Origin of the sequence: Stenotrophomonas riyadhensis, assembly GCF_040256885.1 — a bacterium.
GTDB classification, from domain to species: domain Bacteria; phylum Pseudomonadota; class Gammaproteobacteria; order Xanthomonadales; family Xanthomonadaceae; genus Stenotrophomonas; species Stenotrophomonas riyadhensis.
Map to the genome: position 1 here is coordinate 1,923,740 of NZ_CP155568.1, position 13,993 is coordinate 1,937,732.

The window sequence follows — 13,993 nt, forward strand, 5'->3', positions numbered from 1 at the left end:
TTTTCCCAGGGAAGCCCTCGAACACGACATGCGAACGTCTTTTTTCATTCTCTCCGCGCTGTGCCTTGGCTTGCTGTCCGGCTGTGCCAGTGGCCCGGAGGAGCACGCCTCAAGCCGCGAGATCACGGGTGCGTTCGTGGCCGATGACGGCCAACTGTATCTACTACCGCGCTTTGAAGAACCGATGCGTTTCAATGCCGCGCCGTTCCGCGAGTACCGCGCGCTGATGGACAGCCCGCTGCGCGAAGCGGTGGCCTGCGCGCAGATGTACTTCCATGAGGACTGGCGCGAGCCGGTCAACAAGGTGAAGGTGCACGGCAGCTATGCGCTGCTGCTGCGGCCGGAGCAGGTGACGCAGGAACAGGCCGCGCAGTTCAAGCTGGAGCGGATTGAGGTGCTCCCGCGCGAGGCGAAGTATGTGGATGAGCGGGCGCGCTACTACCTGCCGCAGGATCGGAGCCGCTACGCGCTGGCGTTTGACCGGGCCTGCAATCTTTCAAAGAAGGGCGGCAGCTATTACAGCGCGCTGTTCGAGGGCGACGGCGAGCGGGTGAAGTTGCCGGATGCCGCTGCGCTGGCGGAGAAGGGGAAGCTGGCGCAGCCGATCAGTGCGCGGGCGCAGCGGATCCTGCCGGAGAGGGAGGACAAGCCGGGTGTTGGGACGGCCGCAGGCAAGGTGCTGGGCGCGGCGCTGATTCCTGTGGCGGTTCCGGTGTTTGTGTTGAGCCTGCCGTTCCTGGGGCCGGATCATTGGAAGTGATGGGGCGTTGAAGCCGAAGCATCCACGCGTGGCGTGGACCTATTCGGGCGTCGTTAGTGCCTGAACGTTCATCCTGGAGATCTGTGTGCCAAGCACATTGGAGGTTGTTTTGAAGACCGCAGGCTTCATTGTCCTCGCGGCACTTCCGTTGGTGATCCTTTGGTTCATCCTTCGGCAAATGTCAGCGAGAGCCCGTTCGGCGTTGGGATCAGGGTTGCGTCTGAATCCCCCGCGCCGGATCTCCGGCACGTCCATGACCCTGGTGATGGTGGATGGCAAAGAGGATCGGGAGCACTACTTCTTCGACACAGAATTCTTTTACCTGCGGCGGGGCCCGGTACCCACGGCGGTTCAGCTCTCGCAGATCACCTCAGTCACACGAACGTCCGACGTCATCTATGCGCGCTATGTCTGGCAGGTATGCTTCAGCAGAGCATCGGGTAGAAAGTGCGTGATGTTCACCAACAACCTTTCGCTGTTCAACCGCGACTTTCTGCTCTTTCTGGAGGCGGTGCGGAAGGCTAATCCGCTCGCGACCGTTGAGCGAGCGAGTCTGTTTTTCTGAGTGCTGGATGACTCAGATGTGCGGGCGTTGAGGGAGTGAATCCACGCATGGCGTGGATCTACTGGCATCTCTGCCTGCCGCCAGCCACACAGCTTGCTCGCCAATGCTCCCAGACCTTGGCATCGATGCCAGCCTTCAGTGCGATGGCCTGCAGCTCCGCCCAGTTCTTCGGCGAAGGCGCGGCCAGTAGCTCGCGCATGAAGGCCTGCATCTTTACTTCGCCAACCTGTTTTTCCAGCGAGATCAGCAACAAAGGGCCGTAGCCATAGCGGTACAGTTCGCCCAAGTCCGAGTTGCCGTCGATGGCATCGAACGCGGGCAGCGGCTTCTCCTGCTTATCGATGGCCGACTGCAGTCGCGCGATGTAGCGATCAGCCGCGTCATCCCCACTGATCTCGCGCAGCGCCTTGATCGACAGGAACTCGGCGCTGGATTCCAGCAGCACCCAGAAGTAGGGGCCCTGCGGACGGTTCAGCGTGCCGAAGTAGTAGTGGCCCATTTCGTGCGCGATGTACTGCACGCGTTGGTCGGCCTTCTCGCCACCGGCCAGCAGTGAATCGGCCACGTTGTCGATGCTGCCGCTCATGGCGATGGTCGGCCAAGTGGCAAAGCCCCACTCGCTACCCTCACGGTCGCGCTCGATCTGGTTGAGGGTGACCATGCGCAGGAAGGTGGGGCGGTCGGCCAGCGGCACGCCCATGTAACGGCTGTGCACGTCGGCTATTTTCTGTACTGTGCTGGACAGTGCCTCGACCTTGGCCGCGGGCAGGGTCTCATTGAGGATCGTGATCTGCGCGGTGCGGGTGATCGGCCCACTGCCGCCGAACAGCAGGATCGGCCGTGCCTTCTCGCTGCGGAAGCGGTCCTGCGCACCTTCGATGGCGGGGCTGCCGTTGAGATACAGGAAGCGGCAGGCGGCGCAGTCCACCTGCAGGTCGTAGCGGCTTTCGCTGCTGCGTACGCGGGCCTTGGGGTCGAATGCCTGCGGCAGCCAGACGGACTGTTCGGTGAAGCGGGCGCTGTCGCCGTTGAAGGCCATCAGGCCCTTGAAATCGGTTGGGGCATCGTGCCGGGCGTAGATCGGGAAGGCACCCACATACTGCACGCAGAGCGTAGCGGATGGCTTGGCCACGGTGTATACGCGTGCCTCGCCATCCACCCCGGGGGCGTACCATCCTTCGAAATCCAGCGGCGCGCCATCGCCATCGGTCACCCGCGCGACATTCAGGCCCGCGTTGAGCACGAAGGTGTTGAGCGACCCGGCAGGGCGGTTGGACACGCAGACGTCGCCCTCGACGCGGCCACTGGTGATATCCAGGCGCACGCTGCCGGTGGTAAGTGGCGTCGCGGCCTGAGCGGGCGGCGTGGCCTGGCTGATGGCAGGGGCGAGCAGTGCGGCAACAACGGCGGGCAGCAGGGCCTTGCAGGGGTTCATCGGGCCATCCATGGGTGGATTGCGCTGACTATAGGGGTAATGTGAAAGTCTGCCGAGAGGGGGGGCATCCACGCATGGCGTGGACCCAGAGGGCTACACTGGTTGCCTGTGCCCGTTGGAAGCTCGCCCATGTTCAGTGGAAAGGTTGCGGTGGTTACCGGTTCCACCAGCGGTATCGGTCTTGGCATTGCCACCGCACTGGTGCGGCAGGGTGCCGACGTCGTGCTGAATGGCTTTGGCGATGCAGCGGAGATCGAACGTATCCGTACCAACTTGGGAACCGAGTTCGGCGTACGGGTGGCGCATGATGGCGCAGACCTGTCCCGTGGCGAGGCGGTGCGCGGAATGATCGACCACGCCGTTGCGACGATGGGCCGCATCGACATCCTGGTGAACAACGCGGGCATCCAGCACACCGCTTCGATCGACGAGTTTCCCGTAGAGAAGTGGGATGCGATCCTGGCGCTGAATCTCTCGGCGGTGTTCCATGCAACGGCGGCGGCCTTGCCGCACATGAAGCAGCAGGGCGCCGGCCGCATCATCAACATCGCATCCGTGCACGGCCTGGTGGGCTCGGTGAACAAGTCGGCCTATGTGGCGGCCAAGCACGGCGTGGTGGGATTCACCAAGGTGACCGCGCTGGAGAACGCGGGCACCGGCATCACCGCCAATGCGATCTGTCCGGGTTGGGTGCGGACCGCGCTGGTCGAGCAGCAGATCACCGCGTTGGCCGAGCGCGAAGGCACGGATCAAGAAACCGCCGCGCGCGCGCTGCTGGCCGAAAAGCAGCCGTCGTTGCAGTTCGTGACGCCCGAGCAGCTGGGAGAGATGGTGGTGTTCCTGGCCTCGGATGCCGCGGCCCAGATCACCGGCACGGCATTGCCGGTGGATGGAGGCTGGACGGCGCGCTAACTGCAGGTGTTCGGAGTAAAGAGGGGACAGGACAAGACAGCCAGCTGGATGGCGGGTTCAGTCCCGCTGGATTCGACGCAACCAGGTGTCCCACGATTCGAGCCGCACTTGGGGTGACGTTCCGCGTTCGTAATCGTGGCGTTTGCGGCTCTCTTCCAGGTCGTTCTGGGTTCTCCCACCGATGATCACCGGGCGGATGTTGATGTCCTTATCGGGATCGACCTCAAGAGGGGCTTCGGGGCCGAGAAATGCATTGTGGAGCGAACTCCCGCGCTCGGCTTCTGCGCGGATACGGTGCAGCTCGCAGCGGATGGGTTCCTGGTTGCGATAGAACAATCCGAGGCGTTTGCGGAGCTGGCCTGCGGCTTCCAGTACTTTGTGGTTGAACTCCTCGTAGTGGTTGCTATTGACGAGGTTGAAGTCGGCTCCCTTGACCTCGATCAGAATGACATCCATGCGCGAGCGACCGGTGAACACGGCGAAATCCACATAGCCGTCGCCAAAGGGAAATTCCGAAAAGCAGATGTATTCGTCATCTGGCGAGGTGAACGCTTCGGCGACAATCGATAGATCGCTCTTGAGCAAGCGTTGGAGCTCGCGTTCACCACTTCCAGCCTCGACGAGTGCGCGCACGGAGGAGCGCGAGATCATGGTGTCTGCGATCTCCAGCTTGCGCTTGGTGACCTCGGGAGACTCGGGCCAGGGTGAACCATCAAATCGCCTTGTGGAGAGTCTGAGCGTTTCGGTCCTGCCGACGATTCGCTTGTTGTGTTCGGTACGGTCTTCAAGCTCGTCCGGACTACAACCCAGAAGGGCAATCGCCGTCTTTTTCGAGATCGACTGCCAGTTCACCCCTGGAGAGACTCGCACCTGGTCAAAGGTGTCATGCTCTGGGTCAGGTCTCTCATAGTGTTCGATATAGACCGTCGCACCGAGGGCCAGTCCGCTGTCCTCGATTCGCTCCACGATCGTTTCAATGGCATTGGTGACGGACCGCCCGTTGTTACATGGGCCAAGATCCGTGATGAGAACGCGGGGGCCGTCATCTCCGGAGAACACGCGGAGACGGCACATGCCTTTGGATTGCGGGTGGTAGTCGCCTGCGTAGCTGAGTACCGTATCTACAATCTTCATTCTGCAATTGCTCTCGCTCCTCCATGGAATGTCAACAATGTGCGTCTTATGTTCCGCACACAATCGGGGATTCCCCTACAGATTTCACCAATGGGGACGACAGTTGGGAATCAACGGCCAGGGATATTCAGGCGTTACAGTCACTGGACCGGCTGCGCCCGCCGCTGCAGCATCGGCAGCGCCACCAGTGTGGCGAGGATGGTGAACAGCACCAGCGACGAGCCCACCGTGCCGAAGCCCAGGCCACCCTTTTCCAGCGGCTTGGTGAGCAGGTCGCCGAAGGTGGCACCGAACGGGCGGGTGAGCACGAAGGCGATCCAGAACAGGATGACCCGGTTGATGCCCTTGATACGGCTGGCCAGCGCGGTGAGCGCGATGAGGCTGCCGATCAGTAGCGCGCCGCCGGTGAAGCCCAGCCCGGAATCGTCGGCGAGGAAGTCGCCCAGTGCAGTGCCGAGCGTGTTGGAGAACAGTACGGCGGTCCAGTAGAAGCCTTCGGCGCGGCGCGATGCGATGTTGCTGACCGAGATCGACTTTTCAGACACCCGCCAGGCCACCAGCACCAGCGCCAGGCAGCCGGCGAGCAGGCTGGCGCCAGTGGCGTAGCCCAGGCCGAGCGTGCGGTCGATCAGGTCGGACATCGTCGTGCCGGCGGTGCTGGTAGCCAGCACCACCGACCAGAACAGCACCGGGTGGAAGCGCCGCGCTGACAATTGCACGGACAGCAGGCCGGCGAAGATCGCAAGCAGGATGGCCGAGCTGGCCACATAGCCCAGGTTGAGCGTCATCGACAGCAGGTCACCCGCGGTCTCGCCGAGGGTGGTGGCGGCGATCTTCATCACCCAGAAGCCGAGGGTGACCGCCGCCACTTTGCTGTGCAGGGAATCTGCGTCTGAAGCACTCATCGAGGGTCGCCAGGGATGCCTGCGGGCGATGCTGTGGCGGCGGGCGTCGGAGCGCGGTCGGAAACGGGTTCGGCGAGAGTGAGCGTGGGGGCGGCGTTCAGCCGGCGCGGGCCGGGGCCGGCAGGCGTGCCAGCAATGCATCCCAGTCGGCGACGAAGCAGCCGTTGTGGCCGCGGTTGCACTCGGTGATCCATGCGTCCAGCGACTCGCTCTGCGCGCGGTAGGCACTGACATCGCCCAGCACGGCGAAGCGCAGGCGGTAGTTCACCAGCATCTGCAGCCATTGCCCAGCCATGCCGGAGCGCAGTTCGAAGAAGTCCGGCGAAAGGCGTTGCACTGGGATGGCAATCCACTCGGCCTGGTGCCCAAGGGCATCACCGACCAGGTCGCGCAGGCCGTTGTCATCCAGTACCGGGCCATGCGCTGGGTTGCGCAGGATGCGGGTGCTGCCGAACTGTTCCAGGTGTGGCTGCATGAGGGTGCTCTGAAGTCCGTGTCGTCCTTCCAGTATGGTCGCGCAACGATATGACGGCGAGCAGTTGCAGCATGCGCTTGGAGAATGAACGCGCTACGCTGCGACGATCCCCGCACTGCGCGGGTCTACGGTGGTGGGGAAGGACATGGCAGGGTGGAAGGGGCGTTCGGTGTTGTGGGCGGTGCTGTTGTCCTGGGGCCTGCCGGCAACGGCAGCGGAGCTGTGCACGGCCAGCGCCTATGCTGACGGGCAGGGCAACATCGTGGTGCTGGGCGCACCGGCTACGGCACCGGCTACGGGCCAACGCTATCTGATGCTGGACGGGCGACGCGGTGCGACCGGCGATATCAACGCACCGGTAAGCTGCAGCGGCGATGTGGTCAGCTTCAGGACACCCGCCGGAACCACGCAGCGCTGGCAGCGCCTGCAGACCCGCGATACCGCTGCAACCTTCAGTAGTGCCGGAACCACGCTGGTGGGGCAGTTGATCGAACCGGCTGGCCCAGCTGACCCGAAGCGGCCGCTCGTGGTGTTGGTGCACGGCTCGGAACGCACGATGGCGGTGGCGGCGATCTACCAGCGCATGCTGGTGGCCCAGGGCATTTCGGTGTTCGCCTACCAGAAGCGTGGCACCGGCGATTCGGAAGGCGAATACACCCAGAACTTCGAGCTGCTGGCTGACGATGCCGCGGCGGCTTTGACGAAGGCACGTGAGCTGGCAGCGGGGCGTTTCGGTCGGGCCGGCTACTTCGGTGGCAGCCAGGGTGGTTGGATCGCGCCGCTGGCGGCCACGCGCTCGCAGGCGGATTTCGTGGCGATCGGGTTCGGCCTGGTGGTGTCACCGATCGAGGAGGACCGCGAGCAGCTGTTCGACGAGGCACGCCGCATGCAGCTGGATGCAACGGCGATGAAGCAGATCGGCCAACTATCGGACGCGACCGCGCAGTTGATGCGCACGCATTTCAGCCAGGGCTACGAAGCACTCGCCCAGGTGCGTGCACGGATCGGTGCCGCGCCATGGGCGCAGACGATCAGCGGCGAGTACAGCGGTGACATGCTGCGGATGAGCGATGTTGATCTGCGCCGCATCGGTCGCGCGCGCTTCGACAATCTGGAACTGATCTGGGACTACGACGCCGCGGCCGCGCTGCGTCGTCTGAAGGTGCCATTGCTGTGGGTGCTGGCCGAGCAGGACCGGGCCGCGCCGATTGCGGCCACGCGCACCATCCTGGAACGCCTGCGCGCGTCGGGGCAGCCGATTGATACCTACCTGTTCCCGGACACCGACCACGGCATGGTGGAGTTCCGCACCGATGCCGAAGGCAACCGCGTGTCGACGCGGATCACCGACGGGTATCTGCGCCTGTTCGCCGACTGGATCAAGCAGGAGGTGAGTGGGCGCTATGGGCGTTCGCGCAGGCTGAGCGACTGAGCGGACAGGGAGTGCTGGCGGCGGGCTGCTCTCCGCCGCCAGTTGTACCGGGACTCACTTCGGCTTCGCAAACACATCCAGCCCCTTGCCCGTCTCCAGCAGCGACTTCAGGCTCGACAGCACGATCGGCCAACCCTGGCGGATGCCGGTATCCATGCCGCTGCCGGGTTCCAGTTCGTCGTGGGTGACCGTCAGCCGCACCATGTCCTGGTAGGGCACGATGTCGAAGGTGACGCGGCTGTAGGCATCCGGATTGTCGGCCTGCGAGGCGGCGGCCCAGGTGATGACCAGTCGCGAGGGCGGGGTGCTTTCTACTACCTCGCCGACCAGTTCGACCGAGCGTGTTTCGTTGGCGCGCACATGCTGCCAGCGTGAGCCGGGTTTCCAGTCCGAGACGTTTTCGTGGCCCCAGTAGCGGCTGGCGATCTCGGGGCGGGTGATGGCCTCGAACACCTTCTGCGGGGTGGAAGCGATGTAGATCACGTGGATGAAGCGGGTGGTCTCTGCGGACATCGTCATTCTCCTTCCAGTTCTCGTTTCAGGTCATGCAGCAGGCTCAGGCGCTGCTGCTCGAACTTGCGTACCCAGCGCTCGTAGACTTCATGCAGCGGCACCGGGTTGATGAAGTGCAGCTTCTCGCGGCCACGGCGCACGGTGCTGATCAGGTTGGCGTCTTCCAGCAGGCCGAGGTGCTGGGTGACCGATTGCCGGGCCATGTCCAGGTGGTCGCACAGCTGGCCGAGCGTCTGGCCGTTGTCTTCGCAGAGCAGGTCCAGCAGCGTCCGGCGCGTGGGATCGGCCAGTGCCTTGAAGATCTTGTCTGCGTCGCGCACGTTGTCTACCGCCATGGGGATGTCTTCAATTCCAGTTGTCGATCCTGACGTCGTGCGGGTTGGGCTGGCCCTTGCCGGTTTCCAGCAGTGCCTTCAGGCTCATCAGGAACACCGCCCATTTGGTGCTGCAGTGGGAGGTGAACTCGACGCGCTCTTTCCAGCCCTCGTGGGTGAACAGGACGATGCAGTAGTCGCCCTCCTGCTTCAGCACGAAGCGCGCGTGGGTGCCGATCCATTCGGCGGGACCGGCGAGGAACCGCCAGAGCACGAGCTCACCTGGGATGAGCTGTTCCAGCTTCATTTCCATCGCGCCGATCTCCTGGCCGTTGTTCGTGAAGCGCGCCTTGACCGTGCCGCCGACCTCGCGGTCGCCCTGGGTGTCTTCGGCCCACCAGGCGGCGACGCCTTCGGGCGTGGCCAGGACCTGGTACACCTGGTTTGCGGGGGCCTTGATGCCGACCCTGTGTGCGATATCCACCATTGCAGGTTCCTCGCGATGGGCCGGCAGGCGCCGCCCTTGAGTGGACTATATGCAGGTAAATACCTGCATGTCAAATTCCGGTTCCTGGACTTACGGCCCTGGTAGTGCCGGCCGCTGGCCGGCATCCTCGGGATAGCCGATTGACGAGTTGAAAGGAGTGCGCACATGACTGAAACAGGAAAGGACACCTTGACCCTCCGCCGCGCCAGCGAGGCCGATGCCCCTGCGGTGCTGGCGCTGTTCGATGAGGTGATCGAATGGTTCGTGTCGATCGGCAATCTGCAGCAATGGGGCAGCGAGCCGTGGTCCACGATGCCGCGCCGGATCACCCAGGTGACCGATGCGTGCGCGCTTCCGGGTGCATGGGTGGCGCAGAACGAGCACGGCGTGGTGCGCGCATTCCTGGCGCTGGGCGAGTCGATGCCCTATGTGCCTGCGCCCACCGGCCCGGAACTGTATGTGCGGGTACTGGTGGCATCGCGTGACGTGCGCGTGCGTGGCATCGGCCGCCGCCTGATGGCCTTTGCGGATGAGCAGGCGCGCGCTGCCGGGCTCGACCATCTGCGCGTGGACTGTTACGGCGGTGGCAACGGTGATCTGGTGCGCTTCTATGAGTCCTGCGGCTATACGCGCATCGCGCCTTTCAACGTGGACGGCTGGCCGGGCATGCTGCTGGGGCGACAGCTCTGAAGTGGCTGCGTCATTCGGTCGCAGCGTGCGTGCAGGAAACGGTACATCAGTTCGGCGCTAGAGTAGGGCCATGACCTGCATGGAATGGCTGTGTCATTCCACTGCGGGTTCCTGATGACCCCCTCCAGGAAGGAGCAGCGCATGTACTACAGCAGTGGTAACTACGAAGCCTTTGCGCGCCCGCGCAAGCCCGCCGGTGTCGACGGCAAGCGCGCATGGTTCGTCGGTTCGGGCCTGGCCTCGCTGGCCGGCGCCGCGTTCCTGGTGCGCGACGGCCGCATGGCCGGTGAGCGCATCACCATTCTCGAGCAGCAGCAGATTGCCGGCGGTGCGCTGGATGGCCTGAAGGTGCCGGAGAAGGGCTTCGTGATCCGCGGCGGCCGTGAGATGGAAGACCATTTCGAGTGCCTGTGGGATCTGTTCCGCTCGATTCCGTCGCTGGAGCTTGAAGATGCCAGCGTGCTGGACGAGTTCTACTGGTTGAACAAGGACGACCCGAACTACTCCCTGCAGCGCGCCACGATCAATCGCGGCGAGGATGCGCACACCGACGGCCTGTTCACCCTGACCGAGCAGGCGCAGAAGGACATCATCGCGCTGTTCCTGGCCACCCGGCAGGAGATGGAGAACAAGCGCATCGACGAGGTGCTGGGCCGTGATTTCCTGGACAGCAACTTCTGGCTGTACTGGCGCACCATGTTCGCGTTCGAGGAGTGGCATTCGGCGCTGGAGATGAAGCTGTACCTGCATCGCTTCATCCACCACATTGGCGGGCTTCCGGATTTCTCGGCACTGAAGTTCACCAAGTACAACCAGTATGAATCGCTGGTGCTGCCGCTGGTGAAGTGGCTGCAGGACCAGGGCGTGGTGTTCCAGTACGGGACCGAGGTGACCGACGTCGACTTCGATCTGGCGGCCGGTCGCAAGCAGGCCACGCGCATCCACTGGACGCGTGACGGTGTAGCCGGTGGCGTGGATCTGGGCGCGGATGACCTTGTGTTCATGACGATCGGTTCGTTGACCGAGAACTCGGACAACGGCGACCACCAAACGGCTGCGCGATTGAATGAGGGGCCGGCACCTGCCTGGGACCTGTGGCGACGCATTGCCGCCAGGGATCCTGCGTTCGGGCGTCCGGATGTGTTCGGTGCGCACATTCCGCAGACCAAGTGGGAGTCGGCGACGGTGACCACGCTGGATGCACGCATCCCGGCCTACATCCAGAAGATCGCCAAGCGTGACCCGTTCAGTGGCAAGGTGGTGACTGGCGGCATCGTCAGCGTGCGCGATTCGCGCTGGCTGATGAGCTGGACCGTGAACCGCCAACCGCATTTCAAGAACCAGCCCAAGGACCAGATCGTGGTCTGGGTGTACTCGCTGTTCGTCGATACGCCTGGCGATTACGTGAAGAAGCCGATGCAGGATTGCACCGGCGAGGAGATCACCCGCGAATGGCTGTATCACCTGGGCGTGCCGGTGGAAGAAATCGATGAACTGGCGGCGACCGGTGCAAAGACGGTGCCGGTGATGATGCCGTACATCACCGCGTTCTTCATGCCGCGTCAGGCCGGTGACCGCCCGGAGGTGGTGCCGGAGGGTGCGGTGAACTTCGCCTTCATCGGGCAGTTTGCCGAATCGAAGCAGCGCGACTGCATCTTCACCACCGAGTATTCGGTGCGCACACCGATGGAAGCGGTGTACACCCTGCTGGGCATCGAGCGCGGCGTGCCGGAGGTGTTCAATTCCACCTATGACGTGCGCTCGTTGCTGGCGGCGACCGGCCGCCTGCGCGATGGCAAGGAACTGGATATTCCCGGCCCGGCGTTCCTGCGCAACCTGCTGATGAACAAGCTGGACAAGACCCAGATCGGTGGCTTGCTGCGCGAGTTCAAGCTGGTGCAGGAGGACTGAGCGGGCGTCGGCGTGGAGGGGAGCGTCCTGGCAACACCGCGGATCAGTCGGCCAGCACGGTACCCGCACCTTCGCGATAGGTCGCCCTGGCGCTGCCACACACCGCGTAGGTGGCAGCGCTGGCTGGCAGGCCAGTGGCCTTGATGCCGCGCTGCGAATCGCCATCAAACACCTCGGCGTAGCGCTCTGCGGCCAGCGCATCATCGGGCAGCATGTACAGCAGGACGCGCTGCAACGTGGATTGTCCCTGCAGGGGCTGCGGCTGCCGGAATGCCGGCACCTGCACGCGCGCGCTGTGCCACCGCGTCGGCGCGTCTGCAGTCTGCCAGCGCACCTGCAGGGGCAGGTTGAGTGGCAACAGCGCTGCGCTGACAGGGTAGCCGTAGGCCGTGCAATCCTGGGGCGCTTCCGGGATGTTCGCGATGGCCCCGTTGCCGATGTCCAGTGTGAGGCCATTGATTTCCATCCGCAGGATGGGCGCACTGCCGTAGTTGTGGATCTTGAACAGCGCCAGGCCTTCGAAGCGGCTGCGCTCCAGATCATCGGTGGTGAAGCCACTGAGGCGTGCGAGTGCGGGCGCGACCTCTACGTGATCGCTGTAGTGGTAGTAGATATGCACGAGCTCGGGTGTACCCGCGCGTCGCCAGGCCGCGTTGAATGGCGCAAGGTCGGGATTCGGCCGACGGACCAGTGGCACATCGGTGACGGCGCGATCTCCGGACGGAGTGGCGTAGCGGTAGTGGTCGACGGAGCGCTTCAGGCGCGCATCTTCATACGGGAACCCCCTGTCTGCATCGGACTGTGCGTTGGGGTAGCGGTGGAAGGCCAGGAAGCGCTCGGGGGTGTCGCCCTGCATGGGCAGATCCGGCCCAGCGCCGGAGCCGGTGGATGCATGCGGCGAGGTGTCCAGCCACAGGGGTTGCCCGCTGAGGTTGACGTGCAGCTCGGCGATGGATGCACGTGAGCCGCCGGCCAGGCTGTCCACACTGCCTTGCAGGGCGTGCCACAGTGGGATGATGAGCATGGAGGCGGCGGTTGGCACGAACATCAGCACGTGTATGCGACCCGGCACCTGCCCGCGCTGGCGCACCATGTAGCGCAGCCAGGCCAGCAGGAGCACCAGCAGCAACGGGACGCCGACCCAGATCGCGATGGTGGCCAGCGCCACGACGCCCCAACCCAGGTTGGGGGTAGCGACGGCAATCAACGAGAGCGTGGCGATCAGCGCAGCCAACACCAGCGATACGCCGATTCCAACGCGGTAGGTCCTGTAGGGGCTGTCGGTCATCACCGTTCCGTCGGCACTGCGGGGCATGCCCCTATCTTGCAGCGCAGGTGCCTGCGTGGAAAGGCCGGGAGTGGGGGACAGGGGGGGGCGGGAGTCAGCAGCCGATCAGGCGGTCCGCACCGATGCCGCTGCGGTGCTGGCTGCGGTACTCGGTGGGGCTGGCATCGACCTGGCCACGGAAGTGGCGGCGGAACGATTCCTGCGAACCAAAGCCCACCTGCTCGGCGATCCATTGCAGCGGCCGGTCGGTGGTTTCCAGCAGCTCACGGGCGAGGGCTACGCGCTCGCGGATCAGCCAGTCGATCGGTGACAGGCCCGTTGCTTCCAGGAACTGCCGCTGCAGGGTGCGCTGGCTGAGTGCGGCCTGCTCGGCGAGGCTGCCTAGCGAATGTGGCTCGCGCAGGTTGCGGCGCATCCATTCCATCAGCTTCGCCAGGCGCGTGGGCTCGCCATGGGGGATGGCCCGGCTGACACGCTGGCTGCGCCCGGCATCACGCCACGGCGCCAGCACCAGCCGCTCGGCCACCAGGTTGGCCACGCGGGCACCGTAATCCTTGCGCACCATGTGCAGCATCATGTCCATGCCGGTGGCCGAGCCGGCCGAAGTGATGATGCTGCCGGTGTCCACATACAGCACATCCTCGCGCACGTCGATGCGTGGGAACTGGCGTGCCAGCGCTTCGGTGAGGCGCCAGTGCGTGGTGGCCTGGCGGCCATCGAGCAGCCCGGCCCAGGCCAGCACGAACGCACCGGAGCAGATCGAGGCGATGCGTGCGCCGCGTGCGTGGGCGCGGATCAGTGCATCGAGCAGGATCTGCGGTGGACGCTCGCTGGGCTCGCGCCAACCGGGGATGACGATGATGTCGGCGTCATCGACGCTGCCGAGATCGTAGGGCAGTTGCACCTGGGTGTTGCCGAGCATGCGCAGCGCACCGGGCTCGCCGGCGCACAGCTGGGTGCGGTACCAGGCCACGCCCAGTTCAGGCCGTATCGGTGCGAACAGGCCGACCGCACAGCCGAACTCGAACAGCCCCTGGCCATGGCAGGCAACGATGGCGACGAGCGGCGCGGCGGGATCGGCGGGAGGGCTGGGCATGGCCTGATGCTACGGGTGGAGGTGTGCGGCGCAGAGTGGTGCGCGGGCATGAGGTGATGCCGGGCGGGCATATGGA

At 64.5% G+C, this 13,993-nt stretch carries 15 protein-coding genes; 6 read left to right on the top strand and 9 right to left on the bottom strand.

Features of this window, described 5'->3' with window-relative positions:
- The first annotated feature begins 28 nt into the window (after positions 1-28).
- Complete coding sequence (locus SriyCCGPB3_RS09140) at positions 29-760, top strand: hypothetical protein (RefSeq protein WP_350260365.1); 732 nt, start codon at positions 29-31, stop codon at positions 758-760.
- Between the two features lie 109 nt (positions 761-869).
- Positions 870-1,325: a hypothetical protein gene (locus SriyCCGPB3_RS09145; RefSeq protein WP_350260166.1), complete on the top strand. Its 456-nt coding sequence runs from the start codon at positions 870-872 to the stop codon at positions 1,323-1,325.
- A gap of 58 nt (positions 1,326-1,383) precedes the next feature.
- Here SriyCCGPB3_RS09145 and SriyCCGPB3_RS09150 read toward each other — a convergent pair whose 3' ends face one another.
- On the bottom strand, positions 1,384-2,760 hold the full coding sequence (locus SriyCCGPB3_RS09150) for a hypothetical protein (RefSeq protein WP_350260167.1): 1,377 nt from the start codon (positions 2,758-2,760) through the stop codon (positions 1,384-1,386).
- A gap of 129 nt (positions 2,761-2,889) precedes the next feature.
- Here SriyCCGPB3_RS09150 and SriyCCGPB3_RS09155 point away from each other — a divergent pair, with 129 nt between their 5' ends.
- On the top strand, positions 2,890-3,672 hold the full coding sequence (locus SriyCCGPB3_RS09155) for a 3-hydroxybutyrate dehydrogenase (RefSeq protein ID WP_350260168.1): 783 nt from the start codon (positions 2,890-2,892) through the stop codon (positions 3,670-3,672).
- Positions 3,673-3,729: 57 nt separating this feature from the next.
- On the opposite strand, the gene SriyCCGPB3_RS09160 is transcribed toward SriyCCGPB3_RS09155, so the two are convergent.
- The 3 genes from SriyCCGPB3_RS09160 to SriyCCGPB3_RS09170 form a co-directional block, all read right to left on the bottom strand.
- Complete coding sequence (locus SriyCCGPB3_RS09160; protein WP_164161831.1) at positions 3,730-4,806, bottom strand: Shedu immune nuclease family protein; 1,077 nt, start codon at positions 4,804-4,806, stop codon at positions 3,730-3,732.
- 140 nt (positions 4,807-4,946) lie between these two features.
- A complete protein-coding gene (locus SriyCCGPB3_RS09165; protein ID WP_350260169.1) occupies positions 4,947-5,711 on the bottom strand; it encodes a COG4705 family protein in 765 nt (254 codons plus the stop codon).
- 97 nt (positions 5,712-5,808) lie between these two features.
- Entirely contained in the window at positions 5,809-6,186 is a 378-nt protein-coding gene (locus tag SriyCCGPB3_RS09170; protein ID WP_350260170.1) for a DUF4180 domain-containing protein, read from the bottom strand.
- A gap of 145 nt (positions 6,187-6,331) precedes the next feature.
- Here SriyCCGPB3_RS09170 and SriyCCGPB3_RS09175 point away from each other — a divergent pair, with 145 nt between their 5' ends.
- Positions 6,332-7,618: an alpha/beta hydrolase family protein gene (locus tag SriyCCGPB3_RS09175; protein WP_350260171.1), complete on the top strand. Its 1,287-nt coding sequence runs from the start codon at positions 6,332-6,334 to the stop codon at positions 7,616-7,618.
- Between the two features lie 54 nt (positions 7,619-7,672).
- Here the strand turns inward: SriyCCGPB3_RS09175 and SriyCCGPB3_RS09180 are convergent, their stop codons facing one another.
- The 3 genes from SriyCCGPB3_RS09180 to SriyCCGPB3_RS09190 are packed head-to-tail and all read right to left on the bottom strand — an operon-like array spanning position 7,673 to position 8,932.
- Positions 7,673-8,131, bottom strand: coding sequence for an SRPBCC family protein (locus tag SriyCCGPB3_RS09180; protein ID WP_197588627.1), 459 nt, complete (start codon positions 8,129-8,131; stop codon positions 7,673-7,675).
- Between the two features lie 2 nt (positions 8,132-8,133).
- Positions 8,134-8,466: an ArsR/SmtB family transcription factor gene (locus SriyCCGPB3_RS09185; RefSeq protein ID WP_350260172.1), complete on the bottom strand. Its 333-nt coding sequence runs from the start codon at positions 8,464-8,466 to the stop codon at positions 8,134-8,136.
- A gap of 10 nt (positions 8,467-8,476) precedes the next feature.
- The gene (locus SriyCCGPB3_RS09190; protein ID WP_350260173.1) at positions 8,477-8,932 is read right to left on the bottom strand and encodes an SRPBCC family protein; all 456 of its coding nucleotides are present in this window, start codon (positions 8,930-8,932) and stop codon (positions 8,477-8,479) included.
- A gap of 165 nt (positions 8,933-9,097) precedes the next feature.
- Here SriyCCGPB3_RS09190 and SriyCCGPB3_RS09195 point away from each other — a divergent pair, with 165 nt between their 5' ends.
- Positions 9,098-9,622 carry a GNAT family N-acetyltransferase gene (locus SriyCCGPB3_RS09195; RefSeq protein ID WP_350260174.1) on the top strand — a complete coding sequence of 175 codons (525 nt, stop codon included), beginning with the start codon at positions 9,098-9,100 and terminating at the stop codon, positions 9,620-9,622.
- A gap of 141 nt (positions 9,623-9,763) precedes the next feature.
- On the top strand, positions 9,764-11,533 hold the full coding sequence (locus SriyCCGPB3_RS09200) for an oleate hydratase (RefSeq protein WP_350260175.1): 1,770 nt from the start codon (positions 9,764-9,766) through the stop codon (positions 11,531-11,533).
- Positions 11,534-11,576: 43 nt separating this feature from the next.
- Here the strand turns inward: SriyCCGPB3_RS09200 and SriyCCGPB3_RS09205 are convergent, their stop codons facing one another.
- Positions 11,577-12,848, bottom strand: coding sequence for a hypothetical protein (locus SriyCCGPB3_RS09205; protein ID WP_350260176.1), 1,272 nt, complete (start codon positions 12,846-12,848; stop codon positions 11,577-11,579).
- 67 nt (positions 12,849-12,915) lie between these two features.
- On the bottom strand, positions 12,916-13,917 hold the full coding sequence (gene ftrA, locus SriyCCGPB3_RS09210) for a transcriptional regulator FtrA (RefSeq protein WP_350260177.1): 1,002 nt from the start codon (positions 13,915-13,917) through the stop codon (positions 12,916-12,918).
- Positions 13,918-13,993: the final 76 nt, after the last annotated feature.

Coding starts and splice junctions, on each gene's coding strand:
- SriyCCGPB3_RS09140 (WP_350260365.1), top strand. CDS start 29: ATGCGAACGTCTTTTTTCATTCTCTCCGCGCTGTGCCTTGGCTTGCTG.
- SriyCCGPB3_RS09150 (WP_350260167.1), bottom strand. CDS start 2,760: ATGAACCCCTGCAAGGCCCTGCTGCCCGCCGTTGTTGCCGCACTGCTC.
- SriyCCGPB3_RS09155 (WP_350260168.1), top strand. CDS start 2,890: ATGTTCAGTGGAAAGGTTGCGGTGGTTACCGGTTCCACCAGCGGTATC.
- SriyCCGPB3_RS09160 (WP_164161831.1), bottom strand. CDS start 4,806: ATGAAGATTGTAGATACGGTACTCAGCTACGCAGGCGACTACCACCCG.
- SriyCCGPB3_RS09165 (WP_350260169.1), bottom strand. CDS start 5,711: ATGAGTGCTTCAGACGCAGATTCCCTGCACAGCAAAGTGGCGGCGGTC.
- SriyCCGPB3_RS09170 (WP_350260170.1), bottom strand. CDS start 6,186: ATGCAGCCACACCTGGAACAGTTCGGCAGCACCCGCATCCTGCGCAAC.
- SriyCCGPB3_RS09175 (WP_350260171.1), top strand. CDS start 6,332: ATGGCAGGGTGGAAGGGGCGTTCGGTGTTGTGGGCGGTGCTGTTGTCC.
- SriyCCGPB3_RS09180 (WP_197588627.1), bottom strand. CDS start 8,131: ATGTCCGCAGAGACCACCCGCTTCATCCACGTGATCTACATCGCTTCC.
- SriyCCGPB3_RS09185 (WP_350260172.1), bottom strand. CDS start 8,466: ATGGCGGTAGACAACGTGCGCGACGCAGACAAGATCTTCAAGGCACTG.
- SriyCCGPB3_RS09190 (WP_350260173.1), bottom strand. CDS start 8,932: ATGGTGGATATCGCACACAGGGTCGGCATCAAGGCCCCCGCAAACCAG.
- SriyCCGPB3_RS09195 (WP_350260174.1), top strand. CDS start 9,098: ATGACTGAAACAGGAAAGGACACCTTGACCCTCCGCCGCGCCAGCGAG.
- SriyCCGPB3_RS09200 (WP_350260175.1), top strand. CDS start 9,764: ATGTACTACAGCAGTGGTAACTACGAAGCCTTTGCGCGCCCGCGCAAG.
- SriyCCGPB3_RS09205 (WP_350260176.1), bottom strand. CDS start 12,848: ATGCCCCGCAGTGCCGACGGAACGGTGATGACCGACAGCCCCTACAGG.
- ftrA (WP_350260177.1), bottom strand. CDS start 13,917: ATGCCCAGCCCTCCCGCCGATCCCGCCGCGCCGCTCGTCGCCATCGTT.